Consider the following 21,261-nt stretch of genomic DNA (forward strand, 5'->3'; position numbering starts at 1 on the left):
TTTGCCGATGCTGCTGGGCCACGAAGCCTCCGCGACCGTCCTGGAGACGGGCCGCGACGTCACGGACCTGCCCGCGGGATCGCGCGTCGTCGCGACCTTCATGCCGCGCTGCGGTCGCTGCGCGGCCTGCGCGACCGAGGGACGCCTGCCCTGTACCCCGGGGACGAACGCCAACACCGAGGGCGTCCTGTTCGACGGCGGGAGCAGGCTCGGCCGCGCCGGCCTCGGGATCGCCCACCACCTGGGCGTGTCCGCCTTTGCCACCCACGCGGTGGTCGACCGGCGCTCGATCGTGCCCGTCGGCGACGACGTACCGGCCGGCGTGGCGGCACTGCTCGGGTGCGCGGTCCTGACCGGCGGCGGCGCGGTCCCCAACGTACGCCCGCCGCGTGACGGCGACACCGTGGCGGTGATCGGACTCGGCGGAGTCGGCATGGCCGCGCCGATGGTGGCCGTGGCGGCCGCGGACTGCCGGGTCATCGCCGTCGACACACTGGAGACGAAACTCGTCCAGGCCCGCCGCAGCCGACGGCACTGTTCTTCCACGGCGGCGGCTGGGTGATGGGCAGCCTGGACACCCACGATTCCCTGTGCCGCCACCTGGCCGCGGAGGCGAGGACGGCGATCCTTGCGGTCGACTACCGCCTGTCTCCCGAGCACCCCCACCCGGCGCCCCTGGAGGACGCCCGCGCGGCTCTCACCTGGCTGCGCGAGAACGGCCGCCGACACGGCCTGGACCCGGAGAGCCTCGCTGTCGCCGGCGACAGCGAGGGCGCTCACCTCGCAGCCGCCCTCGCCCGGGAGGACCCACACATCGCCGGCCAACTCCTCCTCTATCCCGTGGTCTCGGCGGCGACCGACACGGCGTCCTACCGCCGGCTGAGCCGCGGGTTCCCGCTCACCGCGGCCACCATGCGGTGGTTCATGGACCTGTACACCGACGGCCGTACGGAGCCCGGCGAGGCGATCGTCGATCTGGCTGTCGACCCCCGGTCCATACCCACGTTTCTCTGCACGGTAGGGCACGACCCGCTGTGCGACGACGGCCTCACCTACGCCGCCGCGCTCACCCGAGCGGGCGCCGAGGTGCAGCACGTTCACCTGGCGCAACACGCCCACGGCATCTTCACCTCGGCCGGAGCCGTCCCGACGGCCGAGCGGGTCCTTGCCAGCGCATGTGCCTTCCTCTAGGGCGTTCTGAAGCGCTGACCTGGCCACACACGGCGCGACCATGTGCCGCGTCTCGGTGACCAGGAGGTCCATGCCCTGCTCTCCGACGTCACTCGGTGTGAGGTGTCCCGACGACGTTGGCGAGCCTGCCCTGGGCGGAGAATCCGACGGCGGTCGGCCTGCATGACGTAGGCGTGAGGCTCCTCGTGCAGCGTCAGTTCTCCCCGGATTCTGACGGGACGACTTGCTGCCCGGCGAGGGGGGATCGGGACCCGATGGCGTCGGCTGACCGCCAACCGTCAGGCTCTCCTCGCCCTGCCTCATCTGCGATGCGGTGACACCTACGCCCAGTTCGCCGCCGGGTTCTGTATCGGCGTTGCAACCGTGTACCGCTACATACGCGAGGCCGTCGATGCGCTGGCCGCCCTCGCGCCCACCCTGGCCAAGGCGACGGACATCGCGCGGACCAAGGCGTTCGTGATCCTGGACGGCACCCTGCCGCCAATCGACCGGATCGCCGCCGATACCCCGTACTGCTCGGGCAAACACGAACGTCACGGCATGAACGTCCAGGTCCAGCGCCGGCACAAGAGCACACACGCCGAGATCCGCTGCCTCGGCGAGCTGGCCATGGCCACCTTGAAGGGCTGGCGCCTCCTACGAAAGCTCCGTTGCAGCACCAACCGCATCACCGCGATCGTCCAGGCTGCCCTCGTCCTTCATCACGCCTCGGCGTGAGGTCGGAAAAGGCCCAGTGCTGCTGCATCGGGCCGCGCTTGCAGCAACGTCAGTAGCCAGGCCCGTACACGCTTCCGCTCCAGTGCTGAAGCGGCCTGTGCGTCGCCGGCCTGGGTCGGTTCGTACCGCACATCCGGCTCGCGAGGCCGCCTGGTGCGAAGCCGTCGCTCGCGAGTTGCAGGCGGCCGCGGGGGCTCGGGTGGGCGGCAGGCCGCGAGCCGGGTTCCGGGACGGTCGAGCGTCGACCGGTAGATGGCCAGAGAGACCGTTCTCCATGAACTAGAGCGATGTCGGTGCCGGATAGGTCGGTGACGCGTGGACACGCTTCGTCGGTGTGGGCGGAGGGACCTCCACATAGCTGACGGATCATCAGGAAGGTCAGCATTCGGTCAGCATGAGTCGCCTGGCGCCCCCCGGAGAATTCCCTTAACAGACGTCGGTGGCGGCGCGAAAGTCCAGGTGGGAAGCCGTCTCGCCTGACCGGAGCGATGTTCCTCACAAACATCGGACGAGGGTGTCGGTGTAGAGTCGCGACCGCCTTTGACCTGCAGAAAGCAGGCAGGGAGCCGTCTTCGAGGAGTCCACAGTGCTGCGCACTCTGTTCAAGTCCAAGATCCACCGGGCCACCGTCACCCAGGCCGACCTGCACTACGTCGGGTCCGTGACCGTCGACGCCGATCTCCTCGACGCGGCGGATCTGCTGCCCGGCGAGCTCGTGCACATCGTGGACATCACCAACGGGGCCCGGCTGGAGACCTACGTCATCAAGGGCGAGCGCGGATCCGGGGTCATCGGGATCAACGGCGCCGCCGCGCACCTCGTGCACCCCGGTGACCTGGTCATCCTCATCAGCTACGCGCAGATGGACGACGCCGAGGCGCGCGTGTTCGAGCCGCGCGTCGTCCACGTCGACGGCGACAACCGCATCATCGAACTGGGTGCGGATCCGTCCGCCCCGGTTCCGGGAACGGACCAGGAGCGCAGCCCCCACGCGGTGGCTGTCTGAGGAGGGTCGGGACGATGGCGCAGACCGGGCCGAGTGAATCGATCAAGATCGCGGACGACCGCGGGGCCGGGCGGCTGCTGGCCGTCGAGGACGGGGCGGTGGTGGGACACATCGCCTACTTCGTGCTCGCCGAGGCCCCCCACGCCCTCGTGGCGGTCCACACCATCGTCGAGCCGGGGCACGAGGGCCGCGGGATCGCCGGGAACCTGGTGAAGGCCTTCTACGGGATCGCGGCCGACGAGAGCGTACCCGTCGTGCCGCTCTGCCCGTATGCCGCGAGCTGGGCGGCCAAACACCCCGAGCAGGCGCCCGAGGCGCCGGCCGGAGTGGTGGCCGCGGCCAAGGCGCAGCTCGACGCGGACTCCGACCTGTGGTGACGCCGTCCGCGCCCAGCCTGACCCTGCTGCACACCTCGCCCGTGCACGTGCCGGTCTTCGACGCCCTGCGGGACCGGCACCACCCCGGCGCCGTCCTGCGCCACCTGGTGGTGCCCGAGCTGCTGGAGCGGGCCCGTGCGCTGGGGCCCGCGTCGCAGACTGCGGCCGTGCGGGAGCTGCTGGCGGGCTGTGAGGGGCCCGTCCTGGTCACCTGCTCCTCGATCGGGGCCGTCGCCGAGTCGCTGACCGGGGAGCTCGGCGTCCCGGTGCTCCGGGTCGACCGTCCGCTGGCGGCCGCCGCGGTCCGCACCGGGCGGCGGATCCTCGTACTGGCCACCGTGGCGTCGACGCTCGCCCCGACCGCGGAGCTGCTGGAGGAGGAGGCCGGAAGGGCCGGCCGGCCGGTGTCGGTCCGTACCCGGCTGGTCGACGGTGCCTGGGACCGCTTCGCGGCGGGCGACGCGGCCGGCTGTCTCGGGCTCGTGGCCGCCGCGGCGGACGCCGTCACCGATGCGGACGTCATCGTCCTCGCCCAGGTCTCCATGGCGGGCGCGCAGGCCCTGGTCACCACCGCGGTGCCGGTCCTGTCCAGCCCCGCATCCGGCCTCGGGGCCGCTCTGGCGCAGTAGCCCGACGGGCGCCGGAACCGGGACCGCGGGAGGCTGGAGGCATGACACAGCCTCCCGTCCCCGATCCGGCCCCGGTGCCGAATCCGTTCCCGGATCCGGGGCCGCTGCCCCGGCCCGAGCCGCCCACACCCGGCCCGGTGCCCGAACCCGACCCGGTGCCGCCGCCGCCCGGCCCCGCGCCGCAGCCCGCGCCGGATCCGTGGAGCTGACGCGGACCGGCGACTAGCCGACCCGGAGCCGACCCGGAGCCGGCGCTGAGCCGACGCCGAGCCGGCCCGGCCCGCCGCGTCAGTCCGTACGGACTTCGGAGCGGTCGCCGCTCCACAGCGTGTGGTACGAGCCCTCGCGGTCGGTGCGCCGGTAGGTGTGCGCCCCGAAGAAGTCGCGCTGGCCCTGGGTCAGGGCCGCCGGGAGCCGCTCCGAGCGCAGGGCGTCGTAGTACGCCAGCGAGGCCGCGAAGGCCGGTACCGCAATGCCCTGGCGGACCGCCGTGACCAGCACCTCGCGCCAGTCGTGCTGCGCGGCGCCGATCTCGTCGGCGAAGCCGGCGTCCGCCAGCAGGCTCGGCAGCTCCGGCCGGGCGTCGTACGCGGCACGGATCCGGTCCAGGAACGCGGCCCGGATGATGCAGCCGCCGCGCCACAGCGAGGCCACGGCGCCCGGGTCCACGCCCCAGCCGTACTCCTCGCTGCCGGCCTGGATCTGGTGGAAGCCCTGCGTGTACGAGACGATCTTCGAGGCGTACAGGGCCTGCTCCACCTGGGCGGCGAAGGCATCCGCGGCCTCGGCGGGGAGCGGCTCGGCCCGCGGACCGGCCAGGCCCCGCGCGGCCGTACGCAGCTCACCGTGGCCCGAAACCGCGCGGGCGAAGACCGCCTCGGCGATCCCGGACACCGGCACGCCCAGATCGAGGGCGATCTGCACGGTCCAGCGGCCGGTGCCCTTCTGCTCGGCGGCGTCGGCGACCACGTCCACGAACGACCGTCCGGTCGCGGCGTCCGTGTGCGCGAGCACCTCGGCGGTGATCTCGATCAGGTACGAGTCCAGGCGGCCCTTGTTCCAGGCGCGGAAGGTCTCGGCGATCTTCGCGGGGGAGTAGCCGGCCACCTCGCGCAGCAGGTGGTAGGCCTCCGCGATCAGCTGCATGTCGGCGTACTCGATGCCGTTGTGCACCATCTTCACGAAGTGCCCGGCGCCGTCGGGGCCCACGTGCGAGGTGCAGGGCGTGCCGTCGGCGGCCTTGGCGGCGATCTTCTCCAGCATCGGGCCGAGCGCGGCGTAGGACTCCTCGGATCCGCCGGGCATGATGCTCGGGCCGAGCAGAGCGCCCTCCTCGCCGCCCGAGATGCCGGCGCCCACGAAGTGCAGGTCCTGCTCGCGCAGCTCCTTCTCGCGGCGCCGGGTGTCCTCGAAGTGGGCGTTCCCGCCGTCGATGATCACGTCGCCCGGCTCCAGCAGCGGCGCGAACTCGCGGATCACCGCGTCGGTCGGCTCACCGGCCTTCACCATGATGATCAGACGGCGCGGGCGCTCCAGCGCGTCCACGAACTCCTTCGCGGACCCGGCGGCCACGAAGGAACCCTCGTGACCGAACTCCTGCACGAGCGCCGTGGTCTTGGCGGTGGTGCGGTTGTGGACGGCGACGGAGAATCCGTTGCGGGCGAAGTTGCGGGCCAGGTTGCTGCCCATCACCGCGAGTCCGGTGACGCCGATCTGGGCCGTGCTGCTGGTCATGTGCGTGCGCTCCTGAGTGCGTCGACAGTGCATTCGATGTGCGGAGGGATGCGGGAGCACCGACGCTACCCCGGCGGAGATCCTTACCGGTGTCACGCATTCGGCGGGAAACCAACTTCCGCTCGAAAGCGTTGTGTTGTGCGCCTTGTCATGCTCCGGACGTGGCGTTAGGTTGCGAGGTTCCTGATGTCTTCGATGGGGGCTCCCATGGGTGTACGGGGCCGGCACCGCCGGTATCAGCCGAGCAGCATCAACCGTGCTTCGCTCGTCGTCACCGCCGGCGGGGCCGGAATAGCGCTGCCCCTGATCGGAGCGGGCACGGCGCACGCCGCCTCGTTGGACACGTGGAGCAAGGTCGCCGCCTGCGAATCCACGAGCAACTGGCACATCAACACCGGCAACGGCTATTACGGCGGACTCCAGTTCAGCCAGAGCACCTGGCGTGCCTTCGGCGGTACCGCGTACGCCGCCCGCGCCGATCTGGCCACCAAGGAACAGCAGATCGCCGTGGCGGAGAAGGTGCTGAAGGGGCAGGGCCCGCAGGCCTGGCCCGTCTGCGGGAAGCAGGCCGGACTCAGCCGCAGCGGCCCGGCGCCCGCGCTCGGGGCGCAGGGCAAGGCGACGGGCCCGGGGAAGGCGACGGCGCCGAAGGTGGCGGCTCAGGCCGCTCCGAAGGCTCCCGAGGCGGCTGCGCGGACCGCTCCCCGGAGCACGACGCCCCGCCCGGCCGGGACGTCCGTCCTGCCCGCCCCCTACGTCGTCGCTCCCGGGGACTCCCTGTCGGAGATCGCCACCGAGCAGCACGTCGAGGGCGGCTGGCAGTCCCTCTACGCGACCAACCGGGCCGTCGTGGGCGGCGATCCGGACCTGATCTTCCCCGGACAGCGCCTCACCTTGCGCGTCACGGCGGCGCCGCCCGCGCCGAACCCGGAGAAGCCGCCGCGCACGGCCGAACCCGTCAAGCCCGTGGCACCGGCGAAACCCGCCGAGCAGGCCGGCAGGAAGCCGGCCCAAAAGCCTGCCGAGAAGCCCGCGGAAAAGCCGCAGACCCCCTCCGGAGCGTTCAGCGCCCCGGTCGACGCGGGTCTCGGCACCGCCTACCACGTCGCGGGCTCGGCCTGGTCCAGCGGCTACCACACCGGCATCGACTTCCCGGTGGCCACCGGCACCACCATCAAGGCCGTCAGCAGCGGGCAGGTCGTCTCAGCGGGCTGGGCCGGGGCGTACGGGTACCAGGTCGTCATCCGGCACACCGACGGCCGGTACTCCCAGTACGCGCACCTGTCGGCGCTCTCGGTCAAGGCCGGCTCGGCGGTCTCCGGCGGACAGCGGATCGGCCGCTCCGGCTCGACCGGCAACACGACCGGGCCGCACCTGCACTTCGAGATCCGCACGGGCCCCGGCTACGGCACCGACATCGACCCGCTGAAATACCTGCGGGCCCACGGAGTCTCCATCTGAGGCGGGGGGCGCGGCTTGTGCCGGCGCCGGAGCCGGAGCCACAGGCCCGGCCGGCGCCGGAGCCGGTTCCGACGCTGCGAGCACCCCCGCGTCCCGGGGTGCGGCGGTGAGCAGGACGAGCCCGGTCGCTGCCACGGCCGCGCTCACCAGCGCCGCGGCGGCGCCGACCGTCCCGTAGCGGAAGCCCTCGTCGAAGAGCGCGATGCCGACCGTCGCCGCGACCACCGGGTTGGCCACCGTCACGGTGGCCAGCGGCACGTTCAGTCCGGCGCCCCGGTAGGCCGCCTGCGACAGCAGCAGTCCGCTGGTGGCCAGCGCGGCGATCGCGGTCAGCTCCGGCCACAGCGTGACCAGCGCGTCCGGGGCGAAGCTCTCGGCCACCGACTTCGTGAACACCGAGGCCATCCCGAAGGCGGCCCCCGCCGCCGTGGCCAGCAGCATGCTGCGCGCGGTGGCCTGCCGCACCCGGCGCGTGGCCAGGAACAGTACGGACACCAAGGCGCCGGTCGCCGTCAGGAGCAGGCTCTGCTCCCCGCCCGACAGGGACTGCTCGGCCCGTCCGCCCCCGCCCGTCAGGGCCAGCAGCCCGGCCAGCCCGGCCGTGGCCAGGAGGGCCCCGCGCCAGGCGGCGGCGCCCGCGCGGCGGCGTACGAAGACCGCCGCCATCGGCAGCGCGAAGACGATGGTGAGGGCCCCGAGCGGCTGCACCAGGCTCAGCGGCCCGTAGGCCAGCGCCACCACGTGCAGCAGGGCGCCGAGGCCGTTCAGTGCGATCGCGGCGTACCAGGCGGGCCGGCGCACCGGCGCGTACGGGCGGTCCGGCGTACCGGAAGCGACCCGTTCCTGGACGATTGCTCCGGCCGCATACGCCACGGCGGACACCAGGCACAGCAGGACCGAAAACGCGAGGGCACTCATAAAAATCACAATGCCCGAGTCCGGAGAGCTATTCCTCCCCCCAAAGGGGGGGTCGAGTACGCCCTTGGGCGTACTCCCAACGCAGTAGCGCGGAGCGGGGGAGTGCGTTTGTCTTCCCGCGTGGGGGATCCGTACACTAGCCCTTTTGGGGACTTCCGCATCCGGCGGACGCGGACGACTGATCAAGGAACGACAGCGGTATGACGGTGACCGAAGACAGCCAGGAGCAGGGCCACGCCTTCGGGCCCGGCATCGACCCCGACCGCCTTGCCCTCTGCCTGAGCGTGCTCGACGAGCTCGACAAGCTCGACGTCGACCACCCGGACGCGATCACCGTGCGCCGCGCCACCGCCGGTCTGTACCGGACGGTCAAGCAGCGCCGCCGCCAGGACCGCCGCGCCGCCAAGACCGCCAACGACAAGGCCGTCACGGAGGCGACCGCGACCGGCTCCGCCGAGCGCATCGACGACGAGACCGAGGGCCTGCTGCCCTCCTCGGTCACGGAGACCGGCCGGATCGCCGGGATCCTCCAGCGCCCGCGCTCCTGCTACGTCTGCAAGACGCGGTACGTCGAGGTCGACTACTTCTACCACCAGCTCTGCCCGAGCTGCGCCGTCGAGAACCGGACCAAGCGGGAAGTCCGTGCCGACCTCACCGGCAAGCGCGCGCTGCTCACCGGCGGCCGGGCCAAGATCGGCATGTACATCGCGCTGCGGCTGCTGCGCGACGGCGCGCACACCACGATCACCACCCGCTTCCCCAAGGACGCCATCCGCCGTTTCAAGGCGATGGAGGACTCTGCGGACTGGATGCACCGCCTGGAGGTCGTGGGCATCGACCTGCGCGACCCGGCCCAGTCCGTGGCGCTCGCCGACCAGGTGGCCGCGGCCGGTCCGCTCGACATCCTGATCAACAACGCGACGCAGACCGTGCGCCGCCTGCCGTCCGCGTACGCGGCGCTGGTCGAGGGGGAGAGCGCCCCGCTGCCGGCCGGCGAGCTCCCCGCCCACCACGTCATCGGCGCCTTCAACTCCGGCGCGGTCGACGGCCTGGCGGCGCTGCCCGTCGGCGTCAGCGGGCTCGAGGCGCAGAAGGTCGCCGACCTCGCCCTGGTCGCGGGCAACGCCAGCCTGGAGCGGCACCTCGCCGGTACCGCCATCGACGCGGGCGGCCTGCTGCCCGACGTCGTCGACAGCAACACCTGGGTGCAGACCATCGACCAGATCTCCCCGGTGGAGCTGCTCGAGACCCAGCTGTGCAACTACACGTCGCCGTTCATCCTGATCAGCGCGCTCCGGCCGTCCATGGCCGAAGCCGCGCGAAAGGCCGCCGGCGGGCGGGCGTACGTCGTGAACGTCTCGGCGATGGAGGGCGTCTTCAGCCGCGGCTACAAGGGTGCGGGGCACCCGAACACCAACGCCGCCAAGGCCGCGATGAACATGGTGACGCGGACCAGCGGCCAGGAGATGTTCCAGACCGACCGGATCCTGATGACCTCGGTCGACACCGGCTGGATCACGGACGAGCGCCCGCACTTCGACAAGCTCCGCCTCGCCGAGGAGGGCTTCCACGCCCCCCTCGACCTGGTCGACGGCGCGGCCCGGGTCTACGACCCGATCGTCCGCGGCGAGCTCGGCGAGGACCTGTACGGCGTCTTCCTCAAGGACTACGCACCCGCCAACTGGTAGGCCGCGCGCACACGGTTCACCTGGCCCCGAGCCGGGTCGTCCGCGCCGCGCCACCTGCCCCGCGTCATCCGAGCGCCCCCCGTACGCACATCCGCCGTCCGTGTCACCCGGCCGGGCGGGCGCTGCTGTGCGAGCCTGGACACCATGGGGACGGGGGCTCGTCGGCGCGGCGCGGGCCACGGTGGTGAGGCGGGTTCGGCGTGTTGCGAGGCCGGTGGCGGAGTACGGGCGGCGCCCTGGTGCGCGTGGTCGTCGTCTGGGCGGTGTCCACCCTCACCATGCTCGTCCTGGCCGGAATCCTCCCCGACTTCAGGCTCCAGGCGGGCGCGGGCGGCGACCGCGACAGCATCACGCAGATAGGGCTGACCGCCGCCCTCGGCGCGGGCGCGTTCGGTCTGCTGAGCGCGCTGGTGTGGCCGGTTCTCGTACGCGCCCTGCTGCTCGTGCCGGCCCTGGTCCTCGGCCTGCTCGTCTTCTTCCTCAACGGCTCGCTGCTGCTGATCGCGCTCAGCCTGATCCCGGCCGGCCGCGGTGAGGCGGACCCCGAGACGGCGGTGGTGGTCGCCGCCGTGATGTCCGCCGTCGCCTCCGCGACCTCCACCGCCCTCGCCGTCCGGGACGACGAGGCCTACCGGCGCCGGCTCTACCGGCTCGCCGACCGCCGCCGGCGCCGGCAGCACCGCGAGGGCATGCCCGGAGCCGACGAACGCGCGCCCGCCGTGGTGTTCCTGCAGCTCGACGGGGTCGGGTACGACGTGCTGCGGCGCGCGGCCGGCAGCGGACTGATGCCGACGGTGGCCGACTGGCTCGACCGCACCCACCGCGTCACCTCCTGGCGCACCGACTGGTCCAGCCAGACCGGCGCCAGCCAGCTCGGCATCCTGCACGGCTCCAACTTCGACGTCCCGGCCTTCCGCTGGTACGAGAAGGACACCGGCGAGGTGGTGGTCTGCAACCGGCCCACCAGCGCGGCCGAGCTCCAGCGGCGGGCCGTCGAACGCACCGGTGACGGGGGTCTGCTCACCCTCGACGGGGCCAGCCGCGGCAACCTCTTCAGCGGCGGGGCCGGCCAGCTGGCGCTCGTCCTGTCCGTCTCCGCCCGCCGGGGCCCGCACAACCGCTCCCGCGCGGGCTACTTCGCGTACTTCTCCGACCCGGCCAACGCGGTCCGCACGGCGCTCTCCTTCGTCGCCGAGGTGGCCCGCGAGATCACCCAGTCGCTGCGCGGCCGCCTGCGCGGGGACCGGCCACGGGTCGCGCGCGGCGGGCTGTACCCGCTGATCCGGGCCTTCGCGACGGTGGTGGAGCGCGACGTCGTGGTCGCCGCGGTGATCGGCGACATGCTGGCCGGGCGCGCCGCGGTCTACGCCGACCTGGTCGCCTACGACGAGGTTGCCCACCACTCGGGCCCGCGCTCCCGGGACACCGAGCAGGTGCTCGCCCGGCTCGACCGCAGCCTCGCGCTCATCGCCCGGGTCGCCGAGCACGCGCCCCGCGAGTACCGGATCGTGCTGCTCTCCGACCACGGCCAGAGCGCGGGGGAGACCTTCCTGGCCCGGTACGGGCTCACCCTGAAGGACCTCGTCCGCGCGGGCTGCGGGCTGCCCGTGTCCCGGAAGGCCGGCCGGACCCGCAGCGGCGCCGAGGCGCGGGCCGCCGTACGGGCCGCCCTGCACCGGCCGGTGGAGGAGGCGGACGAGGAGGTGCGGCCCGGGGCGGGCCCGGACCCGGTGGTACTGGCCTCGGGCAACCTCGGGCTGATCTCCTTCCCGGACCTGCCGGGCCGTGCGTCGAGGGAGCGGATCGAGCGCGCGCACCCGGCGCTGCTCTCCACCCTGGCGAACCACCCCGGGGTCGGGTTCCTGCTCGTCGACGGGGTGGTTCTGGCGGCCGACGGGGCCGAAGCCCGGCTGGACGAGCCGGGGGCGGCGGAGCAACTGCTGGCCGCCTTCGGCCCGGGCGCGGCGCGGGCGGTCCGGCGGACCGACACCTTCCCGCACGTGGCCGACGTGATGGTGAACTCGGCCTACGACCCGCAGACGGGGGCGGTGCACGCCTTCGAGGAGCAGATCGGCTCCCACGGCGGTCTGGGCGGCGAGCAGGGCCACCCGTTCCTGATGTGGCCGGTGGAGCTCTCCGAGCCGGTGTACCGGCCGGACGGGGAGCTGGTGGGCGCGGAGGCGGTGCACGAGGTCCTGCGCCGCTGGCTCACCGAGGCGGACGGGCCCCAGGTCCCGGTGCTCCCGGAGGCCTCGGTGACCCCGGGCACGGACCCGGCACCGGCGGCCTAGAGCCAGGCCGTCCCCCTCGGATCCTGCCCGGCCCCCGGATCCTGCCCGGCCCCCGGATCCTGCCCGGCCCCCGGATCCTGCCCGCCCGGCCGATCCGCGGCCCGGGAGCCGGGCGGCCGTCCGGCGCCGGGCGTACTTTGGAAGCAGAGTCCATCAGGGGGGCTCCAAGGGGTCGCCATGTCCGCGATCAGCAAGAGCATCGACATAGACCGCAGGCCCGAGGACGTCTACTCGTACATCACGGACCCCACGCACCTCCCGGAGTGGCAGGACAGTGCCGTCTCCGCGGTGCCGATGGGAGACCTTCCCGTCCACGTGGGGTCGAAGGTCATCGTCACCCGGCAGATAGGCAAGCGCAGGATGCCCACCACCATGCAGGTCATGGAACTCGACCCGCCGAGGAGCTGGCACTTCCACGGCGTCGACGGGCCGGTCCGGCCGGACGTACGGGGGCACATCGAACCCCTCGACGGCGGGACCCGCTCCCGTGTCACCCTCGCGGTCGACTTCGAGGGCCACGGCTTGGGCCGGGCGTTCGTCCCCCTCGCGGTCAAGCCCATGGTCCGCAAGGAGATGCCGCGGAGCGAGGAGAAGCTCAAGCACCTGCTGGAGCACTCCGCGGCCTGAGTTCCGCAAGGACACCCCGGGGAAAACCGGGTGCTTCGAGACACGCGGTGCACCCACACTGGGCGCACCGCGTACCCGGACCCCTAAGGACATCCCCACCCGTGCAGGCTGCCGTCACCGTCACCCCCGCCCAGCTCCCCGAACTGCTCCTCGGGCTCGCCACCGTGCGGCCCGTGTTCCTCTGGGGGGCGCCCGGCATCGGCAAGTCCTCGCTCGTACGGAAGTTCGCCGACTCGCTGGGGCTGGAATGCGTGAGCCTGCTCGGCACCCAGCTCGCGCCCGAGGACCTGATCGGCGTCCCGCAGATCCGTGACGGGCGCTCCGTGTTCTGCCCGCCCGAGGCCATCGCCCGTGAGGAGTCGTACTGCCTGTTCCTCGACGAGCTCAACGCCGCGAGCCCGGACGTGCAGAAGGCCTTCTACTCCCTGATCCTCGACCGGCGGATCGGGTCCTACGAGCTGCCCGCGGGCTCCATCGTCATCGGCGCGGGCAACCGGGCCACCGACAACGCCCTGGCCCGCCCCATCGCCTCCGCACTCGTCAACCGGCTCACCCACGTCCACCTGCAGGTCTCCGCCGGGGACTGGCTGGTCTGGGCCGGAGAGCACGGCATCCACCCGTGGGTCACCGACTACCTCACCGACCGGCCCGACCACCTGTGGTCGCAGCCGCCCAAGACGGAGGAGCCGTTCTCCACGCCGCGCTCCTGGCACATGCTCTCCGACGCCCTGCACTCCTTCGGCCCGGACCTGGACGAGCAGACGCTCGGCGTGCTCGCGCACGGCACCCTCACCCCCGCGCACGCCGTCTCCTTCCGCGGCTACGCCAAGATCGTCCGCCACACCTTCGGCATCGAGGCGGTCATCAAGGGCGACGCGTCCTGGCCCGCCCGCGTGGAGGACTGCGATCTGCTCTACTACCTCGCCGAGGCCTTCCGGGGCCGCCTGGTCAAGGAGCTCCCGGCCCGCAAGGAACACGTCTCGCCCGGCGTCCGGCAGACCGCCTACCGAGCCAAGTCCCTGCTCGTCCAACTCGCAGAGATCTCCGTCGAGGTGGCCCAGACCGTCATCGCCGACGACGCGGACGGCCATCCCGTGCTGCCCGCCTGGTTCCTCATCGAAGCCGCCCGCGACCTCCCCCGGCTGGTCGAGGCCCGCCGGTGAACCGCAAGGCCGAACAGCCAGGGCCCGATCCGGCCACCCTCGCCTACGAGGCCGGGCGTGCCGCGATCCGGCAGAACCCGGCCCTGAACGCCGTCTCCGCCACCCACTGCCGCAGCCGCCAGTGCACGGCCTGCACCACCGCCGGGCTCGCCGTGGTCACCTCCAACGGGGTGATCCACGCACACCCGACCCGCCGCGCCGAGCCCGCCGAGTGGGCCTGGGCCCTGGCGCACTGCCTGCTCCACCTCGGCTTCGGGCACGTACCCGCCGCCAAGGAGGACGACCGCCCGCAGCCCGACCGCGCCGACCTCACCGCCCGCTGCGTGGTCGTCAACCGGTTCCTGCTGACCTTCCCCGTGGGCCGGGCCCCCGACCGGCTGCCCGAGCAGTACCCGGGCGGCGACGAGGAGCAGCTCGCCGCCGCCTGGCGCCAGGACGGGGTCCCGGCCCGGTACGCGGACTGCGGTACGAGCGCCCCCGGCGCCCCCGACCAGATCCTGCAGGCCTGGCGGCACTGGAAGCCCGTACCGGACTGGCAGACCGGCTTCGCCCACGCCCTCACCCGGTCCGTGTCCGCCACCATGGACCGGGCCGCCGGCCGCGAGGGCCACCGGCCGCAGCCGTGGGAGCGGGCCCTGAACTGGTTCGTCTCCTCCTACCCCCTGCTCGGCGGCCTCGCCGCGGGCCTGAAGATCGTCGCCGACGCCGAGCTGGCCCGCGCCCAGGGCATCGACATCGCCGCCGTCAGCGCGAGCGCCGGGGAGATCTACGTGAACCCGCTGCGTACCTTCGCCGACGGGGAATGGCGGTTCATCCTGGCCCACGAGATGCTGCACGCCGCCCTGCGGCACGGGGAGCGCCGCGGCGCCCGCGACCCGTACCTCCACAACGTGGCCGCCGACTACGTGGTCAACGGCTGGCTCGTGGAGATGGACGTCGGCGAGATGCCCGAGGGGCTGCTGTACGACGCGGAGCTGAGGGACCTCTCCGTGGAGGAGGTCTACGACCGGATCACCGGCGACCTGCGGCGGATGCGCCGGCTCGCCACCCTGCGCGGCAAGGGCCGCGGGGACATCCTGGGCGAGCCGCTGCCGCACCCGGGGAGCTGCCCGTACACCGACCTGGACGAGTTCTACCGGCGCGGCCTGGTCCAGGGCTTCGACCTGCACGGGTACGGGGAGCGCGGACTGCTGCCCGCCGGGCTGGTGCAGGAGATCAGGGCGCTGGCCCACCCGCCGGTGCCCTGGGACGCGCGCCTGGCCCGCTGGTTCGACGAGTACGTGCCCCGCCCGGAGCCCGTACGCAGCTTCGCGCGCCCGGCCCGCCGGCAGGCCTCCACCCCGGACATCCCGCGCGCGGGCCGGTACTTCCCCCCGCGGGAGACGGCCCGCTGCACCTTCGGCGTGGTGCTCGACACCTCGGGGTCGATGGACACCGCCCTGCTCGGCAAGGCGCTCGGCGCCATCGCCTCGTACGCCGAAGCCCGCGACGTGCCGGCCGCCCGCGTCGTGTTCTGCGACGCGGCGCCGTACGACGCGGGCTATCTGCCCCCGACCGAGATCGCGGGCCGGGTGAAAGTGCGGGGCCGGGGCGGTACCGTGCTGCAGCCGGGCATCGACCTGCTGCTGCGGGCGGAGGACTTCCCGCCCGGGGCCCCGGTCCTGGTGATCACGGACGGCTGGACCGACACCCTGCGGATCCGGCGCGAGCACGCCTTCCTGGTTCCGCAGGGCGCCTCCCTGCCGTTCACGCCCCGCGGGCCGGTCTTCCGACTGGCCTGAGGGCCTCCCCGGTTTTTTAGTCGAGGTAGTCGCGCAGCACCTGCGAACGCGACGGGTGACGGAGCTTCGACATGGTCTTCGACTCGATCTGGCGGATGCGCTCACGGGTGACCCCGTACACGCGGCCGATCTCGTCGAGGGTCTTCGGCTGGCCGTCGTTGAGGCCGTAGCGCATGGAGACCACGCCCGCCTCGCGCTCCGAGAGCGTGCCCAGGATGGACTGGAGCTGCTCCTGGAGGAAGGTGAAGGAGACCGCGTCGGCCGGTACGACCGCCTCGGAGTCCTCGATGAGGTCACCGAACTCGCTGTCGCCCTCCTCACCCAGCGGGGTGTGCAGGGAGATCGGCTCGCGGCCGTACTTCTGGACCTCGATGACCTTCTCGGGGGTCATGTCGAGTTCCTTGCCCAGCTCCTCCGGAGTGGGCTCGCGGCCCAGGTCCTGGAGCATCTGGCGCTGGACCCGGGCCAGCTTGTTGATGATCTCGACCATGTGGACGGGGATGCGGATGGTGCGCGACTGGTCGGCCATGGCACGCGTGATCGCCTGCCGGATCCACCAGGTCGCGTACGTGGAGAACTTGAAGCCCTTGGTGTAGTCGAACTTCTCCACGGCGCGGATCAGACCGACGTTGCCCTCCTGGATCAGGTCCAGGAAGAGCATGCCGCGGCCGGTGTAGCGCTTGGCGAGGGAGACCACGAGACGGAGGTTGGCCTCCAGCAGGTGGTTCTTGGCCCGGCGGCCGTCCTCGACGAGGATCTCCAGCTCGCGCTTGAACGCGGGCTTGTGGTCCTCCTCCTCTTCGAGCTTGTACTCGGAGAAGAGACCGGCCTCGATGCGCTTGGCGAGCTCCACCTCCTGCTCGGCGTTGAGCAGCGGCACCTTGCCGATGAGCTTGAGGTAGTCCTTGACGGGGTCGGCGGTGGCGCCGGCGACCATGACGGTCTGCGCCGGGGCGTCGTCCTCGTCGTCGTCGGACAGGACGAAGCCGGCGCTGCCGCCCGTCTTGGGCGTCTCCTTCTCGTCGCCCTCGTCCAGGTCCTCGGCAGCCCAGTCCTCGCCCTCGGCCACGGGGGCATCGCCCTCGTCGCCGTCCTTGGCGGTCTTCTTGGTGGCGGCCGTCTTCTTCACGGCGGTCTTCTTCACGGCGGCCTTCTTGACCGTCCGCTTCTTGGGCGCGGCGGCGGCCTCGGCCGCCACCTCCTCCTCGGTCCCGGAGGCCGACGGGTCGGATATCGCCGCTGCGGGGGTGGTGGCGGCCGTCTTGCGCGCACCGATGAGGCGCGGCGGGGCGGCAGCCTTCTTGGCGACGGCGCGCGCCGGGGCGGCGGCCGCCTTGCGCGGCTTCTTGGCGGCAGCCTTCGTGGCGGGGGCGGCGCTGACGTGCAGGGCGACACCCTCCTCGTCCAGGACCTGGTTCAGGCTGCGCAGGACCCGCTTCCACTGGTCCACCGGGATGCGGCCGGCCTCGAAGGCCTGGCGCACGTCATCACCGTTGATGTGACCCTGCTCGCGGCCACGCTCGACAAGCGCGACCAGGGCCTCGGATTCGGCGATCTCCGTGGGGAACGTACGGGACGGGCTGAGCGACACAAGGAGCCTCTCGTTGCGAACAGATAAGGGGTGGCGGGACATCATCGCGCGAACTCGGGAAACAGACCCGAGGGGGGTCTGTATTCCGGGCCGCACGAGGACACCTGTCGCTTCATCGCATGCCCGAGTAGATTCGTTACGCGCTGAATTGAGTGACCTGCGCCACGCTGCGACCGGGGAGCCGGTCGCGGGTGGTCGCGTCCGCCCGTTTTGTCAGCCCGTTTTGCGGGCCTCGATGAGAAATCGGGCGGTGTGTGCGACGAACGGGCCTTCGTGCTCGATCTGTTCGTGCAGCTCGCGCAACCGGTCCCGATGCTGCCCGACCGTGAAGCCCGGCACCATCCAGATCACCTTCCGTAGAAAGTAGATCACGGCTCCGATGTCGTGGAACTCCGTCCGCAGCCGCTCGGAGCGCAGATCGACCACCTCCAGCCCCGCCTTCGTGGCCTCGGCGACCGCGTCGTCGGGGTGCCGGGCCCGCCGGACCTCCTCCGGCTGCGGGCCGAGGAAGTACTCCACGAGCTCGAAGACGCTCGCCGGGCCGACCTGCTGGGAGAGGTACGTGCCACCGGGCTTCAGCACGCGCGCGATCTCCTCCCACCAGATCGTCACCGGATGCCGGCTGGCGACGAACTCGAAGGCCTCGGCACCGAACGGCAGCGGCGGCTCGTCGGAGTCCGCGACCACGACCACCCCGAGCGGGTGCAGCAGCCTTGTCGCCTTGTCGATGTTCGGCGGCCACGACTCGGTGGCCACCGTCAGCGGGGGCAGGGGCCCGGCTCCGGCGAGCACCTCCCCGCCGCCGGTCTGGATGTCCAGGGCGGAGCCGACCTGCGCCAGGCGCCGCGCCAGCAGGCCCTGGTAGCCCCAGGAGGGGCGCTGCTCGGTGGCGCGGCCGTCGAGCCAGGAGAAGTCCCAGCCGTCCACGGAGACGGACTCCGCCTCCGCGACGAGATGGTCGAAAGTGCGCGTCATGCCCCGATCGTCCCAGGTGCGGCGCCGGTCATCCACCGGATTGCCGGGGCCGGGGCCCACACCGACCCTCCCCGGGGTTCGCCTACACTGGGCGGCGGGCCGTGACTGGCGTTCGGGTGGATCACCACCGGGGAGCGGCCCGGCGTACTCCCGTATCCCGTACGCCGACTGCCGCGCGCCTGGGCGAACCGCGATCCCGCAGCGACGCTCAGGAGCCCCGATGACACCCCAGACGACTGCCCCGACCGTTTCCGCCACCCCGGCCGTTCCGGGCGCCCAGGCCGCCTCTGGAGCCCACGGCGACCAGCCGGAGCGGACCGCCCGGCTGATGGACGGCACCGCCCTCGCCCGCCGCATCTCGGAGCGGACCGCCGAGTACGCCGCGAAGATCACCGAGCGCACCGGGACCGCGCCCTGTCTGGCGACCGTGCTCGTCGGCGAGGACCCCGCGTCCGTCACCTACGTCCGCATGAAGCAGAACCGCTGCGCCAAGGCCGGGATCACCTCCCGCCACGTGGAGCTGCCGGCCGCGACGACCACCGAGGAGCTCGTCGCCACCCTGACCGCGCTCTCCGAGGACCCGGAGATCAGCGGCATCCTGCTCCAGCACCCCGTCCCGCACCACATCGACGAGCGCGCCGCCTTCGAGGCCATCGCCCCGGGCAAGGACGTCGACGGGGTCACCATGCACTCCTTCGCCGCCATGGGCTTCGGACTGCCGGGCTTCGTCTCCTGCACCCCCGGCGGCATCATGCGCCTGCTGGAGGCCTACGACGTGGACCTGACCGGCAAGCACGCCGTGGTCGTCGGCCGCAGTGCGATCCTGGGCAAGCCCGCCGGGATGCTGCTGCTGGAGCAGAACGCCACCGTCACCTACTGCCACTCCCGCACCGTGGACCTGCCGTCCATCGTCCGCCAGGCGGACGTGCTGGTCGCCGCCGTCGGCAAGGCCGAGTTCATCCGCGGCGAGGACATCAAGCCGGGCGCCGTGGTCCTGGACGCCGGCTACAACGAGGGCAACGTCGGCGACGTCCACTTCGAGTCGGCCGCCGCCCGCGCCTCCCTGATCACCCCGGTACCGGGCGGCGTCGGCCCGATGACCATCGCGGTGCTGCTGGAGCAGACCGTCCAGGCCGCCGCCGCGCAGGCCGGCCTGGCCCTCGCGGACCTCTGACCCCTCCCGCACCCCCTGCCGTACGGCGAACGCCCCGGGCCCTTCGGTCCGGGGCGTCGCGTTTCCCCCGGTAACGGGCCGAAAGGACGTTCCGGGTCCGGGGCGGGAGGGCTCCACTGAATATGTGAAGCCTTCGATGGATATGCACAAGCTCCCGGCGTCGGACGCAGCACCGCACGCGGCCGTGGCGGGCGGGAAGCGCCACCCGCGCGGGCTTGCCACCCTCGTCCTCGCCGAGCTGTGGGAGCGTTTCAGCCTCTACGGCATGGTCGCCATCCTCGTGCACTTCCTCGCCGCCTCCCGCGGCCACGGGGGCATGGGGCTCCACGAGGGCACCGCGGAGGCCGTGGAAGGCGTCTACATGGCCATGATCTCGCTGCTGGCGCTGCCCGGCGGCTGGATCGCCGACCGGTTCCTCGGGGCCCGGCGGGCCGTCCTGTGGGGCGGCGTGGTCATCATGGCCGGCCACGTCCTGATGGCCGTCCCCGACCCGGTCTTCGTCTGGCCCGGCCTGATCCTGATCGTCATCGGCACCGGCCTGCTCAAGCCGAACATCTCCGCGCTGGTCGGCCGGCTGTACGCCGCCGACGACGACCAGCGGCGCGACGCGGGCTACTCGATCTTCTACATGGGCATCAACCTCGGCGCCGTCATCGCCCCGCTCGTCGTCGGCTACCTCGGCGAGGAGGTCAACTGGCACCTCGGCTTCGGCGCCGCCGCCGTCGGCATGGCCCTCGGCCTGGTCCAGTACGTCCTCGGCGGGCGCCGCCTGTCGGAGCAGCTGCGCACGGAGCCCGTGGTCCGGCTCACCGCCGCCGAGCGGGCCAAGGTGCGCACGTCCTGCGCGTACGGCCTGGTCTTCACCGCCGTACTGATCGCCCTGCTGGCCGCGGCGCACGCGCTGAGCATCGACAGCATCACCTTCGTGCTGACGGTCGTCGCCGTGGTGGTCCCGGCGGGCGTGCTGCTCTCGATGTACCGCAGCCCCAAGATCGACCGGGTCGAGAAGACCCGGCTGCGGGCCTACGTGTGGCTCTTCCTGGCCGCCACGCTGTTCTGGCTGGTCTACGACCAGATGGGCAACGAGCTGAACATGTTCGCCGCCCAGAAGACCGACCTGTCCCTGCTGGGCCGGCACATCCCGGCGAGCTGGACCCAGTCGCTGCCCTCGCTGTTCGTGATCATCCTGGCCCCCGTCTTCGCCGCCTTCTGGGTGCGCCGGGGCAAGCACATGAGCACCCCGTTCAAGTTCGGCCTGGCCCTGCTGCTGACCGGCGCCTCCTTCGTGGTCATGTCGGGCGCCGCGGCCATCGCCTCCCACGGGGTCAAGGTCTCGCTGATGTGGCTGGTGGGCGTGTACGTGATCCAGGTGATGGGCGAGATGTGCCTGAGCCCGGTGGGCCTCTCGGTCACCACGAAGCTCGCCCCGCGGGCCTTCACCAACCAGATGATGGGCGTCTGGTTCCTCGCCGCGGCCACCGGAGACGCGGTCGGCGCGCAGCTGCCCCGGCTCGACGCGGTCATCGGTCAGAGCTGGAACTTCCTGTGGCAGGGCGCCATGGTGATCGCGGCGGGGTTCGTCCTGCTGTTCTTCACCCGGAGGCTGCGGATCCTGGCCGGCGAGGCTCCGGCCTCCGGCGCCGCCGAGCGCGTCGCGGTGGCCGCCTGAGCACGTACGGCAGAGCCCCGATGCGGAGGGCGGACCGGGGCTCAGGGAGAATCCGGGGCCCGGCTGCCCGGCGTGATGCCCTCTGTCAGTGGGTGGGCCTAGCGTGGACACATCATCCGGGAGCAGTTTCCTGACTTGCGGGGATGCTGCAGGGCTGCAGTGCGCGAAACCGCCCCACCGGACCCCCATGGGGACAGCGCCCGGCGGGGCGGAGCTGCGTCCGAGGCCCGCTGCGGGGCCGCGAGGTCGCCGGCCGGTCCGAGGCGCAC

General features: G+C 72.4%; 17 protein-coding genes, 1 pseudogene and 1 riboswitch. Of the genes and pseudogenes, 14 read left to right on the plus strand and 4 right to left on the minus strand.

Translation table 11 applies throughout. From position 1 onward, the window contains the following. The first annotated feature begins 1 nt into the window (after position 1). The 6 genes from ABZY57_RS01580 (at position 2) to ABZY57_RS01605 (ending at position 3,920) form a co-directional block, all read left to right on the plus strand. Positions 2–562 (plus strand): alcohol dehydrogenase catalytic domain-containing protein, encoded by a 561-nt coding sequence (locus ABZY57_RS01580; RefSeq protein WP_356507033.1) that lies wholly within the window; start codon positions 2–4, stop codon positions 560–562. After that, positions 562–1,191 carry an alpha/beta hydrolase gene (locus tag ABZY57_RS01585; protein ID WP_356507150.1) on the plus strand — a complete coding sequence of 210 codons (630 nt, stop codon included), beginning with the start codon at positions 562–564 and terminating at the stop codon, positions 1,189–1,191. Before ABZY57_RS01580 ends, ABZY57_RS01585 begins: the two co-directional genes overlap by 1 nt. A 207-nt stretch (positions 1,192–1,398) precedes the next feature. Further along, positions 1,399–1,908: a transposase family protein gene (locus ABZY57_RS01590; RefSeq protein WP_356507152.1), complete on the plus strand. Its 510-nt coding sequence runs from the start codon at positions 1,399–1,401 to the stop codon at positions 1,906–1,908. A 586-nt stretch (positions 1,909–2,494) separates the two neighbouring features. Next, a complete protein-coding gene (gene panD, locus ABZY57_RS01595) occupies positions 2,495–2,914 on the plus strand; it encodes an aspartate 1-decarboxylase (protein WP_356507035.1) in 420 nt (139 codons plus the stop codon). A gap of 14 nt (positions 2,915–2,928) precedes the next feature. Continuing rightward, complete coding sequence (locus ABZY57_RS01600; protein WP_356507037.1) at positions 2,929–3,291, plus strand: GNAT family N-acetyltransferase; 363 nt, start codon at positions 2,929–2,931, stop codon at positions 3,289–3,291. Beyond that, positions 3,285–3,920 (plus strand): aspartate/glutamate racemase family protein, encoded by a 636-nt coding sequence (locus ABZY57_RS01605; protein ID WP_356507039.1) that lies wholly within the window; start codon positions 3,285–3,287, stop codon positions 3,918–3,920. Before ABZY57_RS01600 ends, ABZY57_RS01605 begins: the two co-directional genes overlap by 7 nt. Before the next feature lie 288 nt (positions 3,921–4,208). On the opposite strand, the gene gndA is transcribed toward ABZY57_RS01605, so the two are convergent. Beyond that, complete coding sequence (gene gndA / locus ABZY57_RS01610; RefSeq protein ID WP_356507041.1) at positions 4,209–5,654, minus strand: NADP-dependent phosphogluconate dehydrogenase; 1,446 nt, start codon at positions 5,652–5,654, stop codon at positions 4,209–4,211. A gap of 207 nt (positions 5,655–5,861) precedes the next feature. Here gndA and ABZY57_RS01615 point away from each other — a divergent pair, with 207 nt between their 5' ends. Further along, complete coding sequence (locus tag ABZY57_RS01615) at positions 5,862–7,115, plus strand: transglycosylase family protein (RefSeq protein ID WP_356507043.1); 1,254 nt, start codon at positions 5,862–5,864, stop codon at positions 7,113–7,115. A gap of 105 nt (positions 7,116–7,220) precedes the next feature. Here ABZY57_RS01615 and ABZY57_RS01620 read toward each other — a convergent pair. Then, positions 7,221–8,033: pseudogene (locus ABZY57_RS01620) on the minus strand (DMT family transporter); the annotation flags it as partial. 200 nt (positions 8,034–8,233) lie between these two features. Between ABZY57_RS01620 and ABZY57_RS01625 the strand changes: the two are divergent. The 5 genes from ABZY57_RS01625 to ABZY57_RS01645 all read left to right on the plus strand — a co-directional run bounded on the left by ABZY57_RS01625 (position 8,234) and on the right by ABZY57_RS01645 (position 15,583). Further along, positions 8,234–9,721, plus strand: coding sequence for an SDR family NAD(P)-dependent oxidoreductase (locus ABZY57_RS01625; RefSeq protein ID WP_356507045.1), 1,488 nt, complete (start codon positions 8,234–8,236; stop codon positions 9,719–9,721). A 200-nt stretch (positions 9,722–9,921) separates the two neighbouring features. Continuing rightward, positions 9,922–12,012, plus strand: coding sequence for an alkaline phosphatase family protein (locus ABZY57_RS01630; RefSeq protein WP_356507047.1), 2,091 nt, complete (start codon positions 9,922–9,924; stop codon positions 12,010–12,012). A gap of 177 nt (positions 12,013–12,189) precedes the next feature. After that, complete coding sequence (locus tag ABZY57_RS01635; RefSeq protein ID WP_356507049.1) at positions 12,190–12,639, plus strand: SRPBCC family protein; 450 nt, start codon at positions 12,190–12,192, stop codon at positions 12,637–12,639. 101 nt (positions 12,640–12,740) lie between these two features. After that, positions 12,741–13,802 (plus strand): MoxR family ATPase, encoded by a 1,062-nt coding sequence (locus ABZY57_RS01640; protein WP_356507051.1) that lies wholly within the window; start codon positions 12,741–12,743, stop codon positions 13,800–13,802. Beyond that, positions 13,799–15,583 (plus strand): hypothetical protein, encoded by a 1,785-nt coding sequence (locus ABZY57_RS01645; protein WP_356507053.1) that lies wholly within the window; start codon positions 13,799–13,801, stop codon positions 15,581–15,583. The genes ABZY57_RS01640 and ABZY57_RS01645 overlap by 4 nt, the downstream gene beginning before the upstream one ends. 16 nt (positions 15,584–15,599) lie before the next feature. Here the strand turns inward: ABZY57_RS01645 and ABZY57_RS01650 are convergent, their stop codons facing one another. Both ABZY57_RS01650 and ABZY57_RS01655 read right to left on the minus strand, forming a co-directional pair. Then, positions 15,600–17,174 (minus strand): RNA polymerase sigma factor, encoded by a 1,575-nt coding sequence (locus ABZY57_RS01650; protein WP_356507055.1) that lies wholly within the window; start codon positions 17,172–17,174, stop codon positions 15,600–15,602. Between the two features lie 213 nt (positions 17,175–17,387). Beyond that, on the minus strand, positions 17,388–18,149 hold the full coding sequence (locus ABZY57_RS01655) for a methyltransferase domain-containing protein (RefSeq protein WP_356507057.1): 762 nt from the start codon (positions 18,147–18,149) through the stop codon (positions 17,388–17,390). Positions 18,150–18,240: 91 nt separating this feature from the next. Continuing rightward, positions 18,241–18,341, plus strand: a riboswitch (ZMP/ZTP riboswitch). 136 nt (positions 18,342–18,477) lie between these two features. Here ABZY57_RS01655 and ABZY57_RS01660 point away from each other — a divergent pair. Further along, the gene (locus ABZY57_RS01660) at positions 18,478–19,323 is read left to right on the plus strand and encodes a bifunctional 5,10-methylenetetrahydrofolate dehydrogenase/5,10-methenyltetrahydrofolate cyclohydrolase (RefSeq protein ID WP_356507154.1); all 846 of its coding nucleotides are present in this window, start codon (positions 18,478–18,480) and stop codon (positions 19,321–19,323) included. Between the two features lie 136 nt (positions 19,324–19,459). Further along, positions 19,460–20,992 carry a peptide MFS transporter gene (locus ABZY57_RS01665; RefSeq protein ID WP_356507059.1) on the plus strand — a complete coding sequence of 511 codons (1,533 nt, stop codon included), beginning with the start codon at positions 19,460–19,462 and terminating at the stop codon, positions 20,990–20,992. Positions 20,993–21,261 lie beyond the last annotated feature (269 nt).

The sequence above is a fragment of the Streptomyces sp. NPDC006450 genome (assembly GCF_040612195.1).
In the GTDB taxonomy this organism is placed as follows: Bacteria; Actinomycetota; Actinomycetes; order Streptomycetales; family Streptomycetaceae; genus Streptomyces.

What these genes read in the sequence shown, in the direction of transcription:
- ABZY57_RS01585 (WP_356507150.1), top strand. Translation starts at nt 562, where the DNA reads ATGGGCAGCCTGGACACCCACGATTCCCTGTGCCGCCACCTGGCCGCG.
- ABZY57_RS01600 (WP_356507037.1), top strand. Translation starts at nt 2,929, where the DNA reads ATGGCGCAGACCGGGCCGAGTGAATCGATCAAGATCGCGGACGACCGC.
- gndA (WP_356507041.1), bottom strand. Translation starts at nt 5,654, where the DNA reads ATGACCAGCAGCACGGCCCAGATCGGCGTCACCGGACTCGCGGTGATG.
- ABZY57_RS01615 (WP_356507043.1), top strand. Translation starts at nt 5,862, where the DNA reads ATGGGTGTACGGGGCCGGCACCGCCGGTATCAGCCGAGCAGCATCAAC.
- ABZY57_RS01625 (WP_356507045.1), top strand. Translation starts at nt 8,234, where the DNA reads ATGACGGTGACCGAAGACAGCCAGGAGCAGGGCCACGCCTTCGGGCCC.
- ABZY57_RS01635 (WP_356507049.1), top strand. Translation starts at nt 12,190, where the DNA reads ATGTCCGCGATCAGCAAGAGCATCGACATAGACCGCAGGCCCGAGGAC.
- ABZY57_RS01655 (WP_356507057.1), bottom strand. Translation starts at nt 18,149, where the DNA reads ATGACGCGCACTTTCGACCATCTCGTCGCGGAGGCGGAGTCCGTCTCC.
- ABZY57_RS01660 (WP_356507154.1), top strand. Translation starts at nt 18,478, where the DNA reads ATGGACGGCACCGCCCTCGCCCGCCGCATCTCGGAGCGGACCGCCGAG.
- ABZY57_RS01665 (WP_356507059.1), top strand. Translation starts at nt 19,460, where the DNA reads ATGGATATGCACAAGCTCCCGGCGTCGGACGCAGCACCGCACGCGGCC.